This window comes from Lentimicrobium saccharophilum, from assembly GCF_001192835.1.
GTDB classification, from domain to species: domain Bacteria; phylum Bacteroidota; class Bacteroidia; order Bacteroidales; family Lentimicrobiaceae; genus Lentimicrobium; species Lentimicrobium saccharophilum.
This window is the reverse complement of record NZ_DF968183.1, coordinates 1,265,072-1,283,312: the sequence shown is the minus strand read 5'-3', so window position 1 is coordinate 1,283,312 and position 18,241 is coordinate 1,265,072. Positions and strand designations below refer to the sequence as shown.

At 47.2% G+C, this 18,241-nt stretch carries 15 protein-coding genes; 9 read left to right on the top strand and 6 right to left on the bottom strand.

All coding sequences use genetic code 11. The annotated features are described in order from the left end of the window. Positions 1-117: 117 nt before the first annotated feature. The gene (locus TBC1_RS17005) at positions 118-2,802 is read right to left on the bottom strand and encodes a T9SS type B sorting domain-containing protein (protein ID WP_062045400.1); all 2,685 of its coding nucleotides are present in this window, start codon (positions 2,800-2,802) and stop codon (positions 118-120) included. A 328-nt stretch (positions 2,803-3,130) separates the two neighbouring features. Here TBC1_RS17005 and TBC1_RS17000 point away from each other — a divergent pair, with 328 nt between their 5' ends. The 7 genes from TBC1_RS17000 (at position 3,131) to TBC1_RS16975 (ending at position 9,544) form a co-directional block, all read left to right on the top strand. After that, complete coding sequence (locus TBC1_RS17000) at positions 3,131-5,365, top strand: RelA/SpoT family protein (RefSeq protein ID WP_062045398.1); 2,235 nt, start codon at positions 3,131-3,133, stop codon at positions 5,363-5,365. 189 nt (positions 5,366-5,554) lie between these two features. Further along, the gene (locus TBC1_RS16995; protein ID WP_062045391.1) at positions 5,555-6,040 is read left to right on the top strand and encodes a Fur family transcriptional regulator; all 486 of its coding nucleotides are present in this window, start codon (positions 5,555-5,557) and stop codon (positions 6,038-6,040) included. Between the two features lie 185 nt (positions 6,041-6,225). Continuing rightward, positions 6,226-7,521 (top strand): adenylosuccinate synthase, encoded by a 1,296-nt coding sequence (locus TBC1_RS16990; protein WP_062045389.1) that lies wholly within the window; start codon positions 6,226-6,228, stop codon positions 7,519-7,521. Positions 7,522-7,539: 18 nt separating this feature from the next. Further along, positions 7,540-8,196, top strand: coding sequence for a heme exporter protein CcmB (locus TBC1_RS16985; RefSeq protein WP_062045387.1), 657 nt, complete (start codon positions 7,540-7,542; stop codon positions 8,194-8,196). An 18-nt stretch (positions 8,197-8,214) separates the two neighbouring features. Further along, positions 8,215-8,874 (top strand): cytochrome c biogenesis protein CcsA, encoded by a 660-nt coding sequence (ccsA, locus tag TBC1_RS16980; RefSeq protein ID WP_201781707.1) that lies wholly within the window; start codon positions 8,215-8,217, stop codon positions 8,872-8,874. A gap of 13 nt (positions 8,875-8,887) precedes the next feature. Next, positions 8,888-9,040, top strand: coding sequence for a CcmD family protein (locus TBC1_RS17870; protein WP_137305840.1), 153 nt, complete (start codon positions 8,888-8,890; stop codon positions 9,038-9,040). Between the two features lie 87 nt (positions 9,041-9,127). After that, on the top strand, positions 9,128-9,544 hold the full coding sequence (locus TBC1_RS16975) for a cytochrome c maturation protein CcmE domain-containing protein (protein WP_062045386.1): 417 nt from the start codon (positions 9,128-9,130) through the stop codon (positions 9,542-9,544). A gap of 6 nt (positions 9,545-9,550) precedes the next feature. On the opposite strand, the gene TBC1_RS16970 is transcribed toward TBC1_RS16975, so the two are convergent. Beyond that, positions 9,551-10,114: a hypothetical protein gene (locus tag TBC1_RS16970; RefSeq protein WP_062045384.1), complete on the bottom strand. Its 564-nt coding sequence runs from the start codon at positions 10,112-10,114 to the stop codon at positions 9,551-9,553. Between the two features lie 168 nt (positions 10,115-10,282). After that, positions 10,283-11,338 (bottom strand): patatin-like phospholipase family protein, encoded by a 1,056-nt coding sequence (locus tag TBC1_RS16965; protein WP_062045380.1) that lies wholly within the window; start codon positions 11,336-11,338, stop codon positions 10,283-10,285. Between the two features lie 251 nt (positions 11,339-11,589). Between TBC1_RS16965 and TBC1_RS16960 the strand changes: the two genes are divergently transcribed. Continuing rightward, positions 11,590-12,609: an IS1595-like element ISLesa1 family transposase gene (locus tag TBC1_RS16960; protein WP_062040413.1), complete on the top strand. Its 1,020-nt coding sequence runs from the start codon at positions 11,590-11,592 to the stop codon at positions 12,607-12,609. A gap of 122 nt (positions 12,610-12,731) precedes the next feature. After that, positions 12,732-13,955 (top strand): ornithine--oxo-acid transaminase, encoded by a 1,224-nt coding sequence (gene rocD / locus TBC1_RS16955; RefSeq protein ID WP_062045377.1) that lies wholly within the window; start codon positions 12,732-12,734, stop codon positions 13,953-13,955. Positions 13,956-14,080: 125 nt separating this feature from the next. On the opposite strand, the gene TBC1_RS16950 is transcribed toward rocD, so the two are convergent. From TBC1_RS16950 to TBC1_RS16940, 3 genes are all read right to left on the bottom strand, one after another. After that, positions 14,081-15,532, bottom strand: coding sequence for an MATE family efflux transporter (locus TBC1_RS16950; protein WP_201781706.1), 1,452 nt, complete (start codon positions 15,530-15,532; stop codon positions 14,081-14,083). Positions 15,533-15,954: 422 nt separating this feature from the next. Further along, a complete protein-coding gene (locus TBC1_RS16945) occupies positions 15,955-16,752 on the bottom strand; it encodes a hypothetical protein (protein ID WP_137305838.1) in 798 nt (265 codons plus the stop codon). A 29-nt stretch (positions 16,753-16,781) separates the two neighbouring features. Then, a complete protein-coding gene (locus TBC1_RS16940) occupies positions 16,782-18,224 on the bottom strand; it encodes a SusD/RagB family nutrient-binding outer membrane lipoprotein (protein ID WP_062045371.1) in 1,443 nt (480 codons plus the stop codon). Positions 18,225-18,241 lie beyond the last annotated feature (17 nt).

Below are 18,241 nucleotides of genomic sequence, written 5' to 3'. Positions count from 1 at the left end.
AATACTAATTTAAAGATAGAAAATCATTCATAGTCAAGTCTTTGCAGCCTGCCCCGCTGAGGCGGGGTCCTTGCGCGATTCTTTTATTAACGGACTATTGATATTGGTAATAAGGGTTTATCTCAGCAGGTGCAGGCTGTTGGTAAGCGTCCGCTTTTCAATAATCCTGTCTTCCGGATTTTCAGGGGTTCCCACTACTTCGTAAACATCGCAGACATAATAATAAACCCCTTCACTGCATGGCTTGTTGGTGTTCTTGTCTTTGCCATCCCAGCGTATCGCGGGATCACTGGTTTCGAAAACAACCACTCCCCAGCGGTTGAATATTTTCAGGTCGATTTTTTCAACGGAAGTATATCCCGGGAAGGGAACCAGCAGATCATTGTACCCGTCGCTGTTCGGTGTGAAAACATTAGGCAGGCGGTAGCGCGGGCAGTCATCAATGCTGGTACAGACCGGGCTGTAAACTGTGGTGTCGATATTTCCGTTCAGGTCGCTTGCCGCAACGAAAAAGCAGCCGGCTATGGTTGATGAAGGAATATAGTTGAACGAAGTGACAGAAGGCGGGAATGTGCCTAAAAGTTTATGCGGATTGCCGGTCTGATAAAGATAGTACTGGCTGATATCGGGGGCACATGTCTGCGAAATATCCTCCCACCTGAACCTGAGTTCACGTACATCGCATTCCACTTCCACCAGCAGCAGGGGCGGGCAGGGGGGGACATTGTCGATGGGAATATCACAATGCTCCTGCGAAAAGTTGATCAAAGGATCGATGTAGCCAGGGGTGCCGTAAGTGCCTGTGGATCTTACCCTGTAACAATACTCCTGTTCATTTAACAGGGCGGTGTCGGTATAAGCTATGCGGTTGGTAAGGGCAATGCTGTCAAAAACACCGGTGATGCTGTTCTTTCTGTAAATGGTGTACCACTGGTTAAGCCAGGGCACATTGGCGTTTATACTGATGGTAATTTGTCTGTCGGAAGGTACCGTGCGGATAAATACGGATGATGCCGGAGGGGTTAACCCGATGGTAAAACGGTTGCCGGGCGTATCGTTGATAAACTCTATGGTGTAGGTCCAAGCGGTATCGCGGGTATTTATTCCTGAATCAGTAAAAGTGGTATCATCCAGGCTGGTAAATTCAGCAATCTGCTGTTTTACGGTATTGTTAAACCCGGCTGACCTGAAAAGGCGGTAGATAAACGGTCCGGGTGTTTGCTGCAGGTCCAGCTCTGTGGGTTTTGACCAGGCGATGTAAACCCCGCCGTTCTGTTCTGATGTAACATTGATGCTGACATTGGTGATGACAGGCATATCTTTTTTCAGGCTGGCGCAGCACTCTTCGGAGGCTATGCTTTCGGCGCCATCCTCGAACCATGAAGTGATGATATAGCAGTAAGTCACACCTCTGACCAGTCCAAGTCCTTCATTGTCATCAATATAACTTGTAATGTTGATATCATTGGTCTGCGCAATAAGCCGGTATCCCGTTTCAGGCGGGACTCCGGTCTGGCATGTTCCGGGTATGAATCCTGATGATCCTGTCCGGCGGTAAATCCGGAAACCTTCGGCTTCTTTGCAAGTATACTGCTCCCAGTTAAGTACCATGCTGTTCCCTAATGGTATAGCCTGAGGGTTTAGCACAGGAGGGGCAATTACAAGGATATTTGTTGTTTTCAGGTCGAACAGCTTTACGGGAGTCCCGTTGTCCTGTGCTTTAAAAAAGAGTTGGTAAGGCTGATTTCTTACATGAGCGCATACGGTTGGCCAGACAACGGTTTCACTTACATGTCCGGTTGAGTCTTCAGGTTGGTTGAAAATGGCGGGGCTTACGGGAAGCCTGAACGGGCCTCCGTCGGCGGTGAGGGTAATCCGGTCATTGTCCTGATCGGCAGCCCTGACAAAAAGCCGCAGTGTGTCCCCGGCTATTACACAGGTGTCGGCAAGTACTTCCAGCACCGGAGGGTTATTGTTACAGGCTATAATGTTCACCTGCATATCCCGGGTGACATATCCTATTTTAACGCCATTTCGCCATTCTTCGATCAGGAATGCAAAATTATACTCCCCCTGCCGGGTTGGGCTGTCCCAGATGATATCACCGGTTAGCGGATCAATGTTGAAGGTGCCCGGATTTTGGGTGTCCACTTCGTTGGGTAGTTTAAATCCCGGAATATCAAGCCCGCCGGCTCCTTTGCAGTTTACAAGCCTGTACGAAAGGCTGTCACCATCAGGATCAAAGGCGCCCGGATTGTGCAGGTATGGAATGCCGACACAGCCGTTGTCGATGGGAGGCAGGAGCAATACCGGGGAGTTGTTTCCTCCAAGGAATGGGTTGATTACCAGCAGGGTTTCAATATAGAGTGGAACGTCCACGGAGTTGGGGATATTCTGGATGCCCAGGTTCCGGTTGGGGTCTTCGAGCCAGATACGGTAAGTGGATGGTGCTGCATAGGTATGTACACCGGTATAAATGTTTAATCTTATGTCAAGGGTGATATTTTCTCCGGTATGTTCACAGAAAATTCCTGCGGGAGTCTGCCCTGAAGGCCCGTTTGCTCTTGGAAGGACACTGCTTTGTCCGTCGCCCCAGTTAATGGTCAGTTCACATCGGTCTGCTGCACTGGGTGCGAAGGTATAGGTGGTGATAGTTACTTCATAAGTAAGTCCCGCGATATGCCTGTAGGTAATTTCACCGGCTCGCTGATGAGTGGCATAACCCTCAATGCCGGCAATGGAAATCACCAGCGTAAGTAACAGGTATTTCAGCTTGTACAGGACAGTTTTCTCAGAATTCATTACTTGGCTATATGACGGCGGCTCCGCCGGATGATCATCAAAAGTAACAATTTGCAGTCAGATTCGGTAAATTTCCCGCAAAAACAATACCGCACCGTTTGGAAAGCCGGATATGCCGGGATTTTTTTTTAGCCTTTAAGGAAGTACAGAAGGAGGCGTGCAATATCTCAGCATTGTTTTCAGTTCATTCAATCCGGTAGATCCCTTTCGCCGGGCCATGAAAATATCAGGTCAATTTCAGGAATCATAGGTGTCCTTATAGCACAACAGCCGTTTAATGTGTAACTTTGTGCATCGGCACACACATAATGTAAGCGCACAGGCAGCTATGTATATAATAAATCCGGAAGAGGAACGCAGGGAAATTCTCAAGCGGTACCGTAATTTACTGAATGCCTGGGGGAAGGCTGGTGAGCAGAAGAACAAACGGATGGTGCGCAAGGCTTTCAATCTGGCTGTAACCGCGCACAAGGATATGCGGCGGAAAAGCGGGGAACCATACATATATCACCCGCTTGAGGTAGCCCGCATTGTAGCCGGGGATATAGGATTGGGTGAAACTTCCATTATCTGTGCCCTGTTGCATGATGTGGTTGAGGATACAAATTATACCCTTGAAGATATCCGCCGGATGTTCGGCGATAAAATTGCCCTGATCATTGACGGACTCACCAAAATCAAGGAAATCTTCGACCATTCTTCGGCCTCGGCCCAGGCGGAAAATTTCAGGAAGATACTGCTTACCCTTTCGGATGACGTGAGGGTGATTCTTATAAAACTGGCTGACCGGCTGCACAACATGCGCACGCTGGATTCGATGGCGGCCGAAAAGCAGCTGAAAATCGCATCCGAAACGATATATCTTTTTGCGCCGCTGGCCCACCGGCTGGGGCTTTATGCCATCAAAAGCGAACTCGAGGATCTTGCGCTTAAATATACGGAACCTGAGATCTATCAGACGATAGCCAAGAAGCTTGAAGAAACGGCGGTTTCCAGGTCGAAATTTATCAGCAAGTTTATCTATCCCATCAAAAAGGCGCTGGCTGAACAGGGCCTGGTATTCGAAATCATCGGCCGTGAAAAGTCGATTTATTCCATCTGGCAAAAGATGAAATCCAAACAGATTCCTTTCGAGGAGGTTTACGATCTTTTTGCCATCCGTATTATCATTGACACTGAATATGATAATGAAAAATACCAATGCTGGCAGGCTTATTCAATAGTTACCGATTATTACAGTCCCAAACAAAACAGGTTACGCGACTGGATTTCCAGTCCCAAAGCCAATGGCTATGAGTCGCTGCATACCACGGTTATGAGCCATTCGGGCCAGTGGGTTGAAGTGCAGATCCGCACACGCCGCATGAATGAAATTGCCGAAAAGGGATATGCCGCCCACTGGAAATATAAGGAAAAGGTGAACAACGAGAGCGGTATCGATCGCTGGCTGAACAAGATCAAGGAGCTGCTGCAAACCCCGGATCCCAACGCATTGACATTCCTCGATGAGTTTAAGCTCAATCTTTTTGCCGATGAAATTATTGTCTTCACCCCTAAGGGCGAAGTCAAGACACTGCCGTCAAGGTCCACTGCCCTTGATTTTGCCTATAACATCCATTCCGAAATCGGGAATCAGTGTATCGGCGCTAAAGTCAATCACCGCCTGGTAGCCCTGAACCAGGTGCTGAATAATGGTGATCAGGTAGAGATCATTACATCCAAAAAGCAGCATCCGCGGGATGAATGGGTTGATTTTGTCGTAACAGCCCGTGCCCGTTCATACATTAAAGATGCCCTGAAAGAGCAGAAGAAAAAGTTTGCCGAAGATGGTAAAGCACTCCTCGAAGGATATTTCAGGGAACTGAATATCGAGCCATCCCGCGCCCATACGCTCAGGCTGCAGGAATGCAACAAGATCGGGTCAACCCTTGATCTGTATTATAAGGTCGCCCAGGGCGAAATCGGACTGAAAGAGCTCAAGGAGTGTATTCAGCAGCATGATAAAGGGAAATGGCTCAATATTATTACGCGTCCTTTTGCCCGGAGTAAACCCCAGATACCCCAGCGTCTGTCGGAAGACGTGAGGGAAAAGATGAGGCTGAAACAGGATACGGTAATTGAAGGTGAGGTTTCTTACAGAATATCTGACTGTTGTAACCCGATACCCGGGGATGATATTATCGGTTTCAGGGCAAATGAGGAAAACATCTGGATTCATCGTACCAACTGCCCTGAAGCCATTCAGCTGATGTCGAAATTCGGCAACCGGATTATCCGCACAAACTGGACCAGCCGGGAGGCAGCCACCTATCCTGCCGGAATCAGAATCTCCGGCTTTGACCACCGGGGGCTGATCAACGAAATCACAAAAGTAATTACCGAGCAGATGAATCTTAATATCCGTTCATTTCATATAGATTCTACCGGTGAGGTTTATGAAGCCAGTATTCTGGTGCTGGTGTCCGACATCGAGGTGCTGAATCTTCTTATGTCGGGGCTGCGGAAGGTAAAAGGGATAGACAATGTTTCGAGGATCAATGCCCCGGCTGTCGTCCGGAAGTAAGCCCCGGCCGTGATTTCCTGAGCAGGCAACCCCTGTTTTCAGGCCTCCTTCTGCTACATTATTTTTATTTATACCAAATAGTAATAAGAATTTTTTTACCTTTATCCGGAATTTAATGAGGGCATTCCAAATGCCTTTCATGTTAATCTTTGTAAGGTTAACTTGTTTAGGGACAATAAAATAGACTTTATGAGAGACAACGACCGCCTTAATTTTGATACGGTAAAAAAAATATTTACCGAATATCTTGAAAGTCACGGGCACCGGAAGACACCTGAACGTTTCACCATACTGAAAGAAATTTACTCCACTGAAGGGCATTTCGATATCGAAACCCTTTATCTCCAGATGAAAAATAACAAGTACAGGGTAAGCCGTGCCACTTTGTACAATACCATTGAATTGCTGCAGAACTGTAACCTGGTAACCAAACATCAGTTCGGGAACAACTGTTCTCAGTTTGAGCGTTCCTTCAAATTCAAGCAGCACGACCACTTTATCAACCTTGAAGATGGGTCGGTACTTGAGTTTTGCGATCCCCGTCTCCAGGAAATCCAGACATCGGTTGAAAAACTGCTGGGAGTTACCATCACCAGTCATTCCCTCACCTTCTTCGGATATCTTAAAGCGAAAGAAGACAGACCGGTTAGTCTGACCAGCGCAGAAACGAACTGATCATAACACTTTTTCCTTAATTCCGATGTTGTGGTCCTTTATTTTGTAGCCCGGGAATTTCATTTTTCCGTAATGTTTCAGTATCATTGCACAGCCGTGTCCCAGCCGGGACAGACCCTTTAAACGAGGTGAAGCCCTGATTCATGGTCTTCACCTTCAGTTTGTTACAAAAAATTTACTTTTAAATGAAAATTGATGTTTTGCTAGGCCTCCAGTGGGGCGACGAAGGGAAAGGGAAAATTACGGATGTGCTTACGCCGGACTATGATATCATTGCCCGGTTTCAGGGTGGCCCGAATGCCGGTCATACCCTTGAGTTTAACGGGATAAAGCATGTGCTGCATACCATCCCCAGCGGAATTTTTCACCCTGAAAAGATTAATGTCGTTGGCAATGGGGTGATCCTTGACCCTTATATTCTGGCCAGGGAGCTGAAGAAGTTGCGCGACAGGGGCGCCAGGCCTGAATTGAACATGCTGATATCCAAACGCGCACACCTGATTCTGCCTACCCACCGGCTGATTGACGCGGTTGAAGAAGCCTCAAAAGGTTCCGCCAAAATCGGCTCAACGCTGAAGGGTATCGGACCAACGTATACCGATAAAACCGGCAGGCACGGTCTGAGGATTGGTGATACTCAGTTCCCGGGCCTTCGTGAAAAATATAATGCGCTGAAAACTCAGCACATGCGTATTATAGAGTCATTCAATCCCGATCCTGACATTCTCCGGATTGAGAACATGACGCTTGAAGAATATGAACAGCACTGGTTCGAAAGCCTTGACTATATTTCAGATATCAGGTTGATTGACAGTGAAATATTTATCAATCAGAGTATGCGCGAGGGGAAGAAGATACTGGCTGAAGGTGCGCAGGGAACGATGCTCGATATTGATTTCGGTACTTATCCTTACGTTACCTCTTCAAACACCATCAGCGCCGGGGTTTGCTCGGGGCTGGGCATCTCTCCGCAAAATGTCGGCCGGGTATTCGGGGTATTCAAAGCTTATTGCACCCGCGTGGGTGGCGGGCCGTTCCCTACCGAGCTGCTTGAGGAAACCGGTGAAATGCTGCGCGATAAGGGCCGGGAGTTCGGATCAACTACCGGACGTCCGAGGCGCTGCGGCTGGCTTGACCTGCCTGCCCTCAGGTATTCCGTTATGCTCAACGGCGTAACCGACCTTGTGATGATGAAGGCCGATGTACTCGATGAATTTGAAACAATCAGCGTTTGTACCGGTTATAAGATAGGCGACGAAGTGTTTGAGTTTCCGGGCTACGATACTTTAAACCAGGCCATTGAACCCGTACTCTCGCAGTTTGCAGGCTGGAAGACTCCGATCAGCGACTGCAGAAACTGGGAAGAATTGCCCGGAAATTTCAGAAATTATACAGATGCCCTGGGTCAGATACTCGGCTTGCCGGTTACTGTAATATCCGTTGGCCCCAACAGGGATCAGACAATTATAAGGAAAACCTGACAAATAAAATAAACCGGATTGAGAGAAACTGCGGAACTGATACGTAAAGAGTTTTTGCTGGAAATCAGGCAGCGTTATGCCATCAACGGCATTTTGCTCTATGTTTTCTCCACAATCTTTGTGGTTCAGCTTTGCTTTGGCCGGGTGATCGATGAAAAAACCTGGATTGCCCTTTTCTGGGTTATCCTGCTTTTTGCCGCATTCAATGCCGTATCCAAGAGCTTTATTCAGGAAGCCTCGGCGCGCCGTTTATACTATTTTATGATCGCTTCGCCTTTGTCGGTGGTGATCTCCAAAATGGTTTACAATTCCTTACTGATGCTGGTGCTGGGTGGCCTAAGCCTTGGGTTGTTCACTGTTTTTATGGGCTTTCCGGGACTTTACGCCGGGCTTTTTGTTCCGGCATTTCTGTTGGGCTGCATTGGACTGGCTTCAGCGCTGACCATGGTTTCTGCCATTGCTTCCCGATCCGGCAACAACGCCGCCCTGATGGCAATTCTTGGATTTCCTGTTGTGCTTCCCCTGTTGCTGCTGCTTGTAAAAGCATCTCAGAAAGCCCTTGCCGGCCGGGTTGAAGCAGCGGAATTGCTGCGATTCATGGCCGCTATTACACTTATTGACCTGGTGGTTGTGGTGCTGGCGGTGATACTATTCCCCTATCTGTGGAGAGATTAACTTTTAAACAAATCGTGTATGATAAAAAGCATGTGGTGGAAATTTCTCGGATTAGCTTTGGTGCTCTATTCCATAATCGCCGGATTATTGATTGACGTTCCCGCTTTGCCCGTCATTCACCAGACCATCAGGAACCTGTTTTATCATGTAAGCATGTGGTTTGCCATGTTTTTTATGCTTGGAACTTCACTGGTGTTCAGTATCAGATATCTTTCCGGTTACAGGATGAAGGACGACCTGATGGCCTCGGGCGCTGTTTATACCGGAGTTTTCTTCGGCCTGATGGGGCTGATGACCGGAATGATATGGGCAAAATTTACCTGGGGCGATTTCTGGACCAACGACCCCCAGCTGAACGGAGCTGCGGTCAGCATGATGGCATACCTTGCCTATACGGTGCTGAGAGGCTCCATTGATGAGGTTGCCATGCGCGCAAGAATTTCGGCTGTTTACAATATTTTCGCTTTTATGCTGCTCGTCATTTTTCTGGGCGTGCTTCCAAGACTGGCCGACAGCAGCCTTCACCCCGGCAAAGGGGGGAACACCTCGACGATGGAAGGGCTGGATATGACCATGCGCATGGTTTTTTATCCTGCTGCCCTCGGGTGGATACTGATCGCATTCTGGCTGCTTCAGCTCCATACCCGCAGGCGTGCGCTGATTCAGGGAATTCATTAATACAACATAGCTTATGGAAGGAAGTGATAAATCTTTTGTGGTGGTCATTGTCATGTCCATCATTTTTGCCGGACTGGGAACTTACCTGTTCCTGATAGATCGTAAACTCTCCCGTATGGAGAAAAAGCTGAAGGAATTCAGGGAGTCAAAGAACAAGGATAAATAATTCAGGTATTGATTTACCTGATTAGATTTTAATTATCTTTGTACAGATCATTCTTCAAAATGCAATTTTGAAACGAACTCTTTACAGATGAAAAAGATACACATTCTTGCGCTTATTGTAGTGGTTGCAGCCATCGGTGTGGTGATGAGCCTGTCGATGAATTCATCTACCTATGCTGGTTTTACGGAAGCAGGAGAACATCCTGGCAGGGAATATCATGTGATCGGTACGCTCAGCCCCGACCGGCCACTGGAATATGATGCCATGAAGGATGCCAACAGTTTTTCTTTCTACATGCTTGATAACGAAGGCAAGGAGATGCTGGTAAAATACAGCGACACCAAGCCTCAGGATTTTGAAAAGCTGGATCAGCTGGTTGTAATCGGTAAGATGAAAGACGGGTACTTCGCTGCCCATAAGATGAACCTGAAATGTCCGTCGAAATACAACAGCGACCAGGTTCCGGAAGGGTTCGAAAGTACCAGCTATACCGGACAGGAATAGCCGGCACTACTGCTTTTTTTCAGGGATAAGCTCAAATTGCAGGCTGATGTCATCAACCAGCAACTCAGATTCCCTGTTATTCCAGATGTAAACTTTAATCAGGTCAGCAGGTTCAAGGGAATCAGGCAGTTCGTATGTCGACCTTACCTTTCTCCAGTCACCTCCCCTGGCAAAAAAGTCGGCGATCGGATAACTCTGATAGTATCCCTTGTCGTCAATGGATACTACCATATATCCCCCGGGTGCAGGTTTCTCTGAATATACCTGCGCTTCATAGGTAATCCGCGCGGGCAGCAGGGTTGAAATATAGCCCAGTTTCTGTTCAAATACAAAACTGTATTCATTTTCAGCATCCAGGTGACTGGCGAATTTCCCTGAAAAGGCCATTCCTTCCCTGAGGGTGGATCCGTTTTTCCAGGCCAACGGTTGCGCTGCCAGCAAGGAGTCCGGATTCTCCAGATCTGTAATGATTTCAACTATTTGCGGTTTTTCCGGCTGATTAGCCTCCGGAGGGTTGCCGCAGGCGGACAATAAAACAATTGCCGGAATCATGGATAAAATGCCTCTCATTCGAACAGGGGTTGATCGTTGAACTCAGGTTAGCTGCTGTACAAATGTACAAACAAAAACCAACTTCATTCACTGACCCGGCTAACCCCGGAGAAATTCAAGCCCGGACGAAGCAGATTGAAACAAAATAGAATTTTTAAACGATATCAGACTGAGACGATTATCCTGTCACTTGTTGGCTATAAGCATCTCAACCATCTTGTCGAGTAAGCCCAGATTCCCTTCTACAAACAGTTTACCAGCCTGATGCAGCGCGTAAAGGTTGCTCTCGGAAGCGTCGTCCATGTCGCTGTTCGCTTCATCCAGCCCGGGTTCAAGCCTGATAAAGTTTTCCGGGGTTTCCGTAGTTTCCCATATTTTGCGGAGCTGATAGCTAACCGTTTCCGCATTGCCCGACATCATGATGTCGATGATCGGTTTGATCCATTCAATCATGCCCCAGTCTTTCGCTTTTTCATAGGGATATGGTTTCCGCACTGAACCCGTCCCGAGCGAAATCATAAGCATGTCTTTTGCATGAGGCCTGTCCGGCTTCAGCGGGTCATTCAGCACTTCTGAAAATACAATGCCCCTGGCCTCGGCATAGGCACACATGGCAGGATTATTGGCAAAAACACCCCCGTCGATCAACGGGTAGGCAATTCCATACTCAGAGCTGGCCAGCGCCGTTTCGAAGTAGGTAGGCGCTGCCGAGGTCGCCCTTGCAACCTCTTTTACCGGGTAGTTATGGGTGTTTTTAACCTTTGCATCTACCTGGCTGAAAAAATGCGCGCGACGGGCTTTTATGTCATAGGAAGTGATCAGGCATGGCTTCAGCAGCTCGCTGAGTCTGGTGTTGCCGAAGTATTCATTCAACGCTTTTTCGAGTTCTGCGGCACTGTATTTTTCATCAGTCAGGCCTCCTTTGCTTCTTAATTTTTGCAATAAGCTGATATCAAATATTTTACCCCCTTTTTTGAGATAGATATCAACAGCTTCTCCGGCAGTGAACTTCGGCCGGCCGGTGGGCCGGCCTTCCGCATCTTTCTCGGGGATAAGATAGGTGCAGGCCAGGATGCCGCCCGTACTGGTACCGGCTATAAGATCAAAATAGTCGCTGAGCCTGACATGATCGCCTTCCCGCTTCCTTAGCTGATCTTCAATATAGGTAAGGATCACTCCCGGGAGAATCCCGCGGATACCCCCTCCGTCAATAGAAAGAATACGTACTTTTTTCTTTTCCATCAGGATTGAATTTGGTATTATTCAAAATTAATAGTTAATAAGACTAAATAAAAATAATTAACAAATATTTATGATAAATAAAGTGTTGAGGATTCTGCATTGTTTTCTGACTTGTCGGTTCGGCCGGTTTTACACTATCCTCTTTAGCAGCATGGCAGAATATTGCCTCAGCATTTTCATATGAAAGGCTGTAGTTTAGAATAGCGTTGTATTATGAAAATATTGTTTATCTTTGCTCAAACTACTTGCTAATGGACTATCAAGAAATATTATCAGCCATTCGCGCCTTACCCTCGCACCAACAGGCGAACCTGATTGCAGAATTAACGGGGAACGAAAGTGCCCCCGACTACCTATCATTACGCAGAAACCAACTGATAAACAAGCAGGTTGGCTGTCCTCATTGCGGAAGCCTAAGGTTTTACAGATTTGGCAAGGATAAGGGCAGCCAACGCTTTAAATGCAGAGCTTGCAGTCGAACATTTACGGAGTACACGGGCACATGGCTAGCTGGTCTGCATAAGAAAGAGCTTGTTAATGATTACCTTGAACTGATGCATAAGTCCATGTCATTGGATAAAATAAAGTTTGCTCTGAGCATTAACAAGAAAACAGCCTTTGATTGGCGTCATAAAGTGCTTTCCTCTCTCGAAGAGGTAAGGAAGGATGATTTCAACGGGATTGTTGAGAGTGACGAAACATTCTTTTTGCTGTCAGAAAAAGGGAAAGAACAGCAAACAAGGAAAGGTCGCAAGCGAGGGGGTAGCTCCTCTTCAAGAGGTGTTTCCAAAGACCAGGTGGCTGTAATCGTGACGTCTGACCGTAAGGGGGCGATGGATATGAAGGTGGTCACCCTCGGGCGCATCAGCAAAGCTGACATCGAGAACGCCATTGGGAACCGAATTGAAAAGGACTCCATCCTATGCGCTGATGGGCACGTAAGCTATAAGGGCTTTGCCAAGGATAACCAGCTTTCATTGGTGGTGCTACGCGCAGACCTTAAGCAATATGTTAAGAATGGCATCTATCACATACAAACCGTAAACTCTTTGCATAATCGAGTGAAGAAGTGGATTGACTCAACGTTTTGGGGCGTCTCCACAAAATATCTTCAGAACTATTTAAACTGGTACAGAGTACAGCAAGCAGTCAAGAGCTCGCTTAGACCTACAGAAGAAGTCGTAAAGTACACAACACTTGACCTTTTAAGTCTTACGAGATACCGAACAATTGGAGAGAAATATCAAACGTTAAAAGCAACGCACTTATAAACTACAGCCATATGAAACTATAAATAACAAAATTTCAGGGCTTTTGGGCGGCTGCAAACTTAAAGTCATATCTTTGCCTCAAAATCGGGCAACCAACTTTTTACACTATAAAATCCAATATCATGAATGAAGTTTTGTCATCTGAAAAACTGATGCAACTGGAAGACAAGTACGGTGCACACAATTATCATCCGTTGCCGGTAGTACTGGCTAAAGGACAGGGCGCCCGCGTATGGGATGTTGAAGGAAATGAGTATTATGATTTTCTTTCGGCTTATTCAGCCGTGAATCAGGGACATTGTCATCCCCGGATTATCAAGGCATTGACCGATCAGGCTTCAAAAATGACCCTGACTTCAAGGGCTTTTTTCAATGATTCGCTGGGCGTTTATGAGAAGTTTGTGACTGAATATTTTGGTTACGACAAGGTATTGCCCATGAACACCGGTGCTGAGGCAGACGAGACTGCCCTGAAACTTTGCCGCAAATGGGCTTACAAGAAAAAAGGGATTGCAGAAAACCAGGCAAAGATTGTTGTCTGCGATGGTAATTTCCACGGAAGGACCATTACCATTGTTTCCATGTCAACCGATCCCGACTCGTACGGCGGATTTGGTCCGTTTACCCCGGGTTTCATAAAAATACCCTATAATGACCTGAATGCACTGGCCGAAGTACTGAAAGATGAAAATGTTGCCGGATTCCTGGTTGAACCCATTCAGGGCGAAGCCGGCGTATTTGTACCGGATGAAGGCTACCTGGCAAAAGCTGCAGCCATGTGTAAGGAGAAAAATGTGCTCTTTATCGCTGATGAGGTTCAGACGGGTATTGCCCGCACCGGCAAGCTGCTTGCCTGCGACCACGAGAATGTCCGTCCCGATATCCTTATTCTTGGTAAAGCACTTTCAGGAGGCGTTTATCCGGTTTCTGCGGTGCTGGCCGACGATGAAATTATGCTTTGCATCAAGCCAGGCGAACATGGTTCAACCTTCGGTGGAAACCCCGTAGCCGCACAGGTAGCCATGGAAGCCCTCAAGGTTGTCACCGACGAGAAACTTGCAGAACGTGCCGAGTACCTCGGAAATATTTTCCGCGAAGAACTGAAAGCGGTTAAATCGGAAATGATTGCCCTGGTGCGTGGTAAAGGATTGCTCAATGCTGTAGTTATCAGGCCCAAAAATGGCAAGGAAGCATGGGATGTCTGCGTTAAGATGAAGGAGAACGGTGTACTGGCCAAACCCACCCACGGCGACATCATCCGCTTTGCGCCCCCGCTGGTTATCACCGAGGAAGAACTGCGCGAAGCCATTGAAAGAATCAAAAAGTCAATCTTATTCTTTGAGTAAAACACAGTTTTGGTTAGTAACAAAAATGGGCTTCCGGTTTCGGAGCCCATTTTTTAATCCCGGCGCATTATTTCATGAAATGCCGCTGTCTGCTTATGGCAGGGAAGCGGTTTTCTTGACAAAGTCTACACCTTTTTCAGCTTCCACCTCCCTTTGCTGAAAACATACATCCCCAGCAGGGTCAGCGTACTTTCAGCGATTACAATGGCATAAAACACCCCCTTGCTTTCAAGTCCCATTTTCATGGCCAGATACCATGAAAGCGGAATTTCTATCAGCCAGAAGCAGATAAAGTTAAGCAGGGTAGGGGTGTATGTGTCGCCGGCGCCGTTCAGCGACTGAACCATGACCATCCCCATGGCATAAAAGAGAAAGCCTGCGCTGACAATCCTCAGGCAACTGACGCCCAGATCAATAACAGCAGGATCTTCAATAAACAGCCGGATAAAATGCCCCGGGAAAATAATAAAAACAAGCGACACTATGCCCAGCAGGCCCATATTGGCGAATCCGGTGATCCAGGCTGCCCGGCTTGCCCTGTCGGGGCGGCCGGCGCCGAGATTCTGCCCGACCAGGGTGGCTGCCGCATTGCTCAGTCCCCACGAAGGCAAAAGGGCAAATATGATGATCCTGATGGCGATGGTATAGCCGGCCACTGCCGCGCTTCCGAATGCGGATACGATTCTCACCATTACGATCCAGCTGGCGGTTGCTATAATGTTCTGCAATATGCCGCCGATGGATAATTTTACAAGTGATGCGATAATTCCGAAATCAGGGATAAAATGGGCCGGGCTAAGTTTTATTCTTTTGTTTCCTTTAAAAAGAATATAGAACTGAAACGCGACCGCCAATCCCCTTCCGATATTGGTGGCTATGGCAGCTCCCTCAATACCAAGGGCAGGAACAGGCCCCCAGCCAAAGATCAGTAATGGGTCCAGAACAATATTTATTCCGTTGGCCACGAGCAAAACGCGCATCGAAATGGCGGCATCCCCCGCGCTGCGGAAAGCGGCATTGATGACAAAAAGCAACACGATGACCACGTTGCCGGCAAACATGATTCGGGTATAACCATGATTGGCGGCTGCCAGTTCATGTGTTGCCCCCATCAGGCGGAGCAGTTCATACGAGTAAAAAATGCCCGGAAGCGCCAGGATAACTGCAACAAACACCCCTGCCAGTATGGCCTGTGCTGCCGCGCGCGATGCTTCGCCCGGATGTTTTTCACCGATACGCCTTGAAACGATCGCGGTGGTTCCGGCGCTGAAACCTACGGCAAGCGCGTAAACCAATGTCATCATGGATTCTGTGAGGCCAACGGCCGCCACTGCATCGGCGCCCAGCCTTGACACAAAAAAGATATCGGCAATGGCGAAAACGGATTCCATCACCATTTCGAGCACCATGGGTACGGCCAGTAAAAAAATGGCTTCACCCAACCGCAGACTGGTATAATCCTGTTCGCTGCCGGCAAGCGATTCACGGATCAGCGTGCTGTATTCCCTCAGCTTCTGCCTGAACCGTGAACCTGTTTGTTTTTCCGATTGCATAAGTAAAAGTAGTTGTTTAAGCATATAGTAGTGTTTATTGGATAATAAAAAAGCCCGGTCTCTGACAGAGGCCGGGCCGTATATTGGTAAAGGCTTTGTTTACAAATGTACGCGGGTATCCCGGCCATAAAGGCTCACAGCCACAAATGCGGTGGCAATGGGAGCAATGTATGAACGGGTAATTCTCATGAAACGTTTGATTGGTTTGCGCTGCAAAAATACAAATACTTTAATGCAATGCAAAAAAAAACTGCCGGACGGATTTTGCGCTGTTTATTGAATCTGTAACCGGCTTATTTAAATGGTGATTTTTTCGATCTGTAAAATCCCCGGAAACTGAATAAAAGAATTACCCCAGGAGGCGACAGCCTGCCTGGGGTAACCTGCAATAATGAACAAACAATTATGGTGTTGATATTCAATTGCTAAACGAATGAATATCAGGCCTATTGTTTGGTTAAGGTGAATGCGTATGCACCGAATGAACCCTGATCAACTGTGATGGTATACAACATTTCATAGGTACCATCGCAGGTGTTGAGCAATCCGGATCCCTCATAGGCAATATTTGTATAATCCCAGGCAACCGATGCTAGTACTGTTCTTTCAGCAGTTACAGTAAAGTCCAATGGATTAACAACCATCTTTAGCGGGCCCTGGTCTTCTGTTAATCCATCTAATGCTGCCAAACCGGCTACATAAATGATATACTGATTCTCAGGGTCAACTGTAAGGGTTACCGTACCGTCAACAGCCCAGTCAGCACTGACTGCACGGTATGAACCGGTAACGTTGTCAGGGTTATAGGCGCAAACCACGGCGGCGTTGAATGAAGCACTTGATCTGTAGGTTTTATCACCTTGAATGGTCAGGGCTTCAAACGTAAAGTTGTCACCTGCGCCGACATCGTCAAGTGACATGCCGAGTGCAGTAACCGCTTCGTGCATGAAGATCTTGACGTTTTGCGGGAAAGTATTGACAGTTTTTACTTCTACCCTTTTCATGTCACCGTTGTATGATACAATCAGTTTCACTTCACTTACAACATTCGGGTCAGCATCCAGGTCAAACTGAACGAACGTATTTGACGGATCGTTCACATCAAACACAGCCGGATTTAAGTTAGTAATCGAGGGTACAAAACCTTCACCTCTTGGACCTGCCGGATCTTCAACCTCCGTTTCGCAAGATGTAAAGGCGAAAACCATCGCTACCAGAAATGTTAATATCTTGGTTGTTTTCATATTATAGCTATTTTTTGTTTGTTAAAATGTTAGCGTGAACCACCTGCCCACCATACGTTCTCAGAGTAAATGTATGTTCCGTCGCCGTATGCATTACGAACATTCACGTTCGTGGTAACATCACTGGCGCCGTAGGTGAAGCGAAGAGGAAACTGGCTGTTGTTCAATGGGTTGGCAAGTGTAATCACATTGTCACCCATTGCCTTGAGGCGGCGATAATCGTTGTAAGCTTCAACGGCTTCTTCTTCAAAGAACGCGATATATTTCTGATTCATCACTTCTGCCAGGGGATTCGCGTTGAATTTCGGAAGAACTTCGTCATTATAGTAGGTTTCAGCTTCTTCTGCGGTTAACCCAACATTGACTTTCTGGAAGGCGGCTGTAATCCCGTTGAGGAGCGCTGTTTTGGCAGCATCAAGGTTATTCTGCCTTACATAAGCTTCAGCTTTCAGGAATTCAATCTCATGATAGCTCAGCAGGAAGGTCGGAGCGGTGGGTGTCGAAAGTGCTGAAATTGCATAGTAACCCTGAACCTGATCCGGGCTGCCATTGGGTGCGATTACAAAATCACCTGCTGCAGGATGAGCTTCCCAGAAGATGGCTTCCCTGGGATCGTTTCTGGCAGCGAGCTTATCAGCCAAACTCTGGCTTGCTCCAAAATAGTCACGATCGGTAAAGAAGCGGTAGAAAGGACTGAAGGTTGTAGCAGCATTGTAAGCATATTTACATTCCTCATCAGCCGAGGCGAATGATTGGTTTGCAAAAGTGATTACATCAGCATATGCAGGGCTTCTGAGTGATAAACGCATGGTATAGCGCGCTTTCAGGCCATAGGCAAATTTCAGCCAGCTACCGGCGTCTCCGCCATAAATGAAGTCCTGACCGCCCAATGAAGGGAAAACGGTTTCCTTCTGCAGGTTTTCAATGGCTGCATCCAGCATCTGCATGATTTCGCCGTAAATTGCTTCCTGGCTGTCAAGTTGAGGAGTGAAAACTACTCCGGGCTGAAGTGCTTCGGACCAGGGTACATCGCCCATCACATCAGTGAGTATGGCAAGTGTGTAAGCATTTAACGCCTGAGCAATACCCAGGGTATGGTAATTGCCTTCCTCAGCTCCGCCTTCTGAACATTTTGCAATGATCAGCTTAAGGTCGCCAAGATTTCTGTACATTGCATCCCAGGAGTTGTTGTAGGTGGTGGCACTTACCGGTTCACCCGACCTGATTTCAGCGTTGTAGCTCTGATTCCAGACCCCGACGCTATGCTCAATGTAAACCGCTGCATAAAATGCAAGATCACTTCCGGTAATGTTGAAAGCAGTTCTTGTCATAACATCTGTAATAATCAGATTTGATGCAACATCGGTTGGGTCATTCACATTTTTGTTGATATCATCCATGACATCTTCTGAACAAGAAAATGCTGTAATGATGAGAAGTCCGAGAATCAGGACATTTTTTATCTTTCTCATGGTTTTTCTTTTTTTAG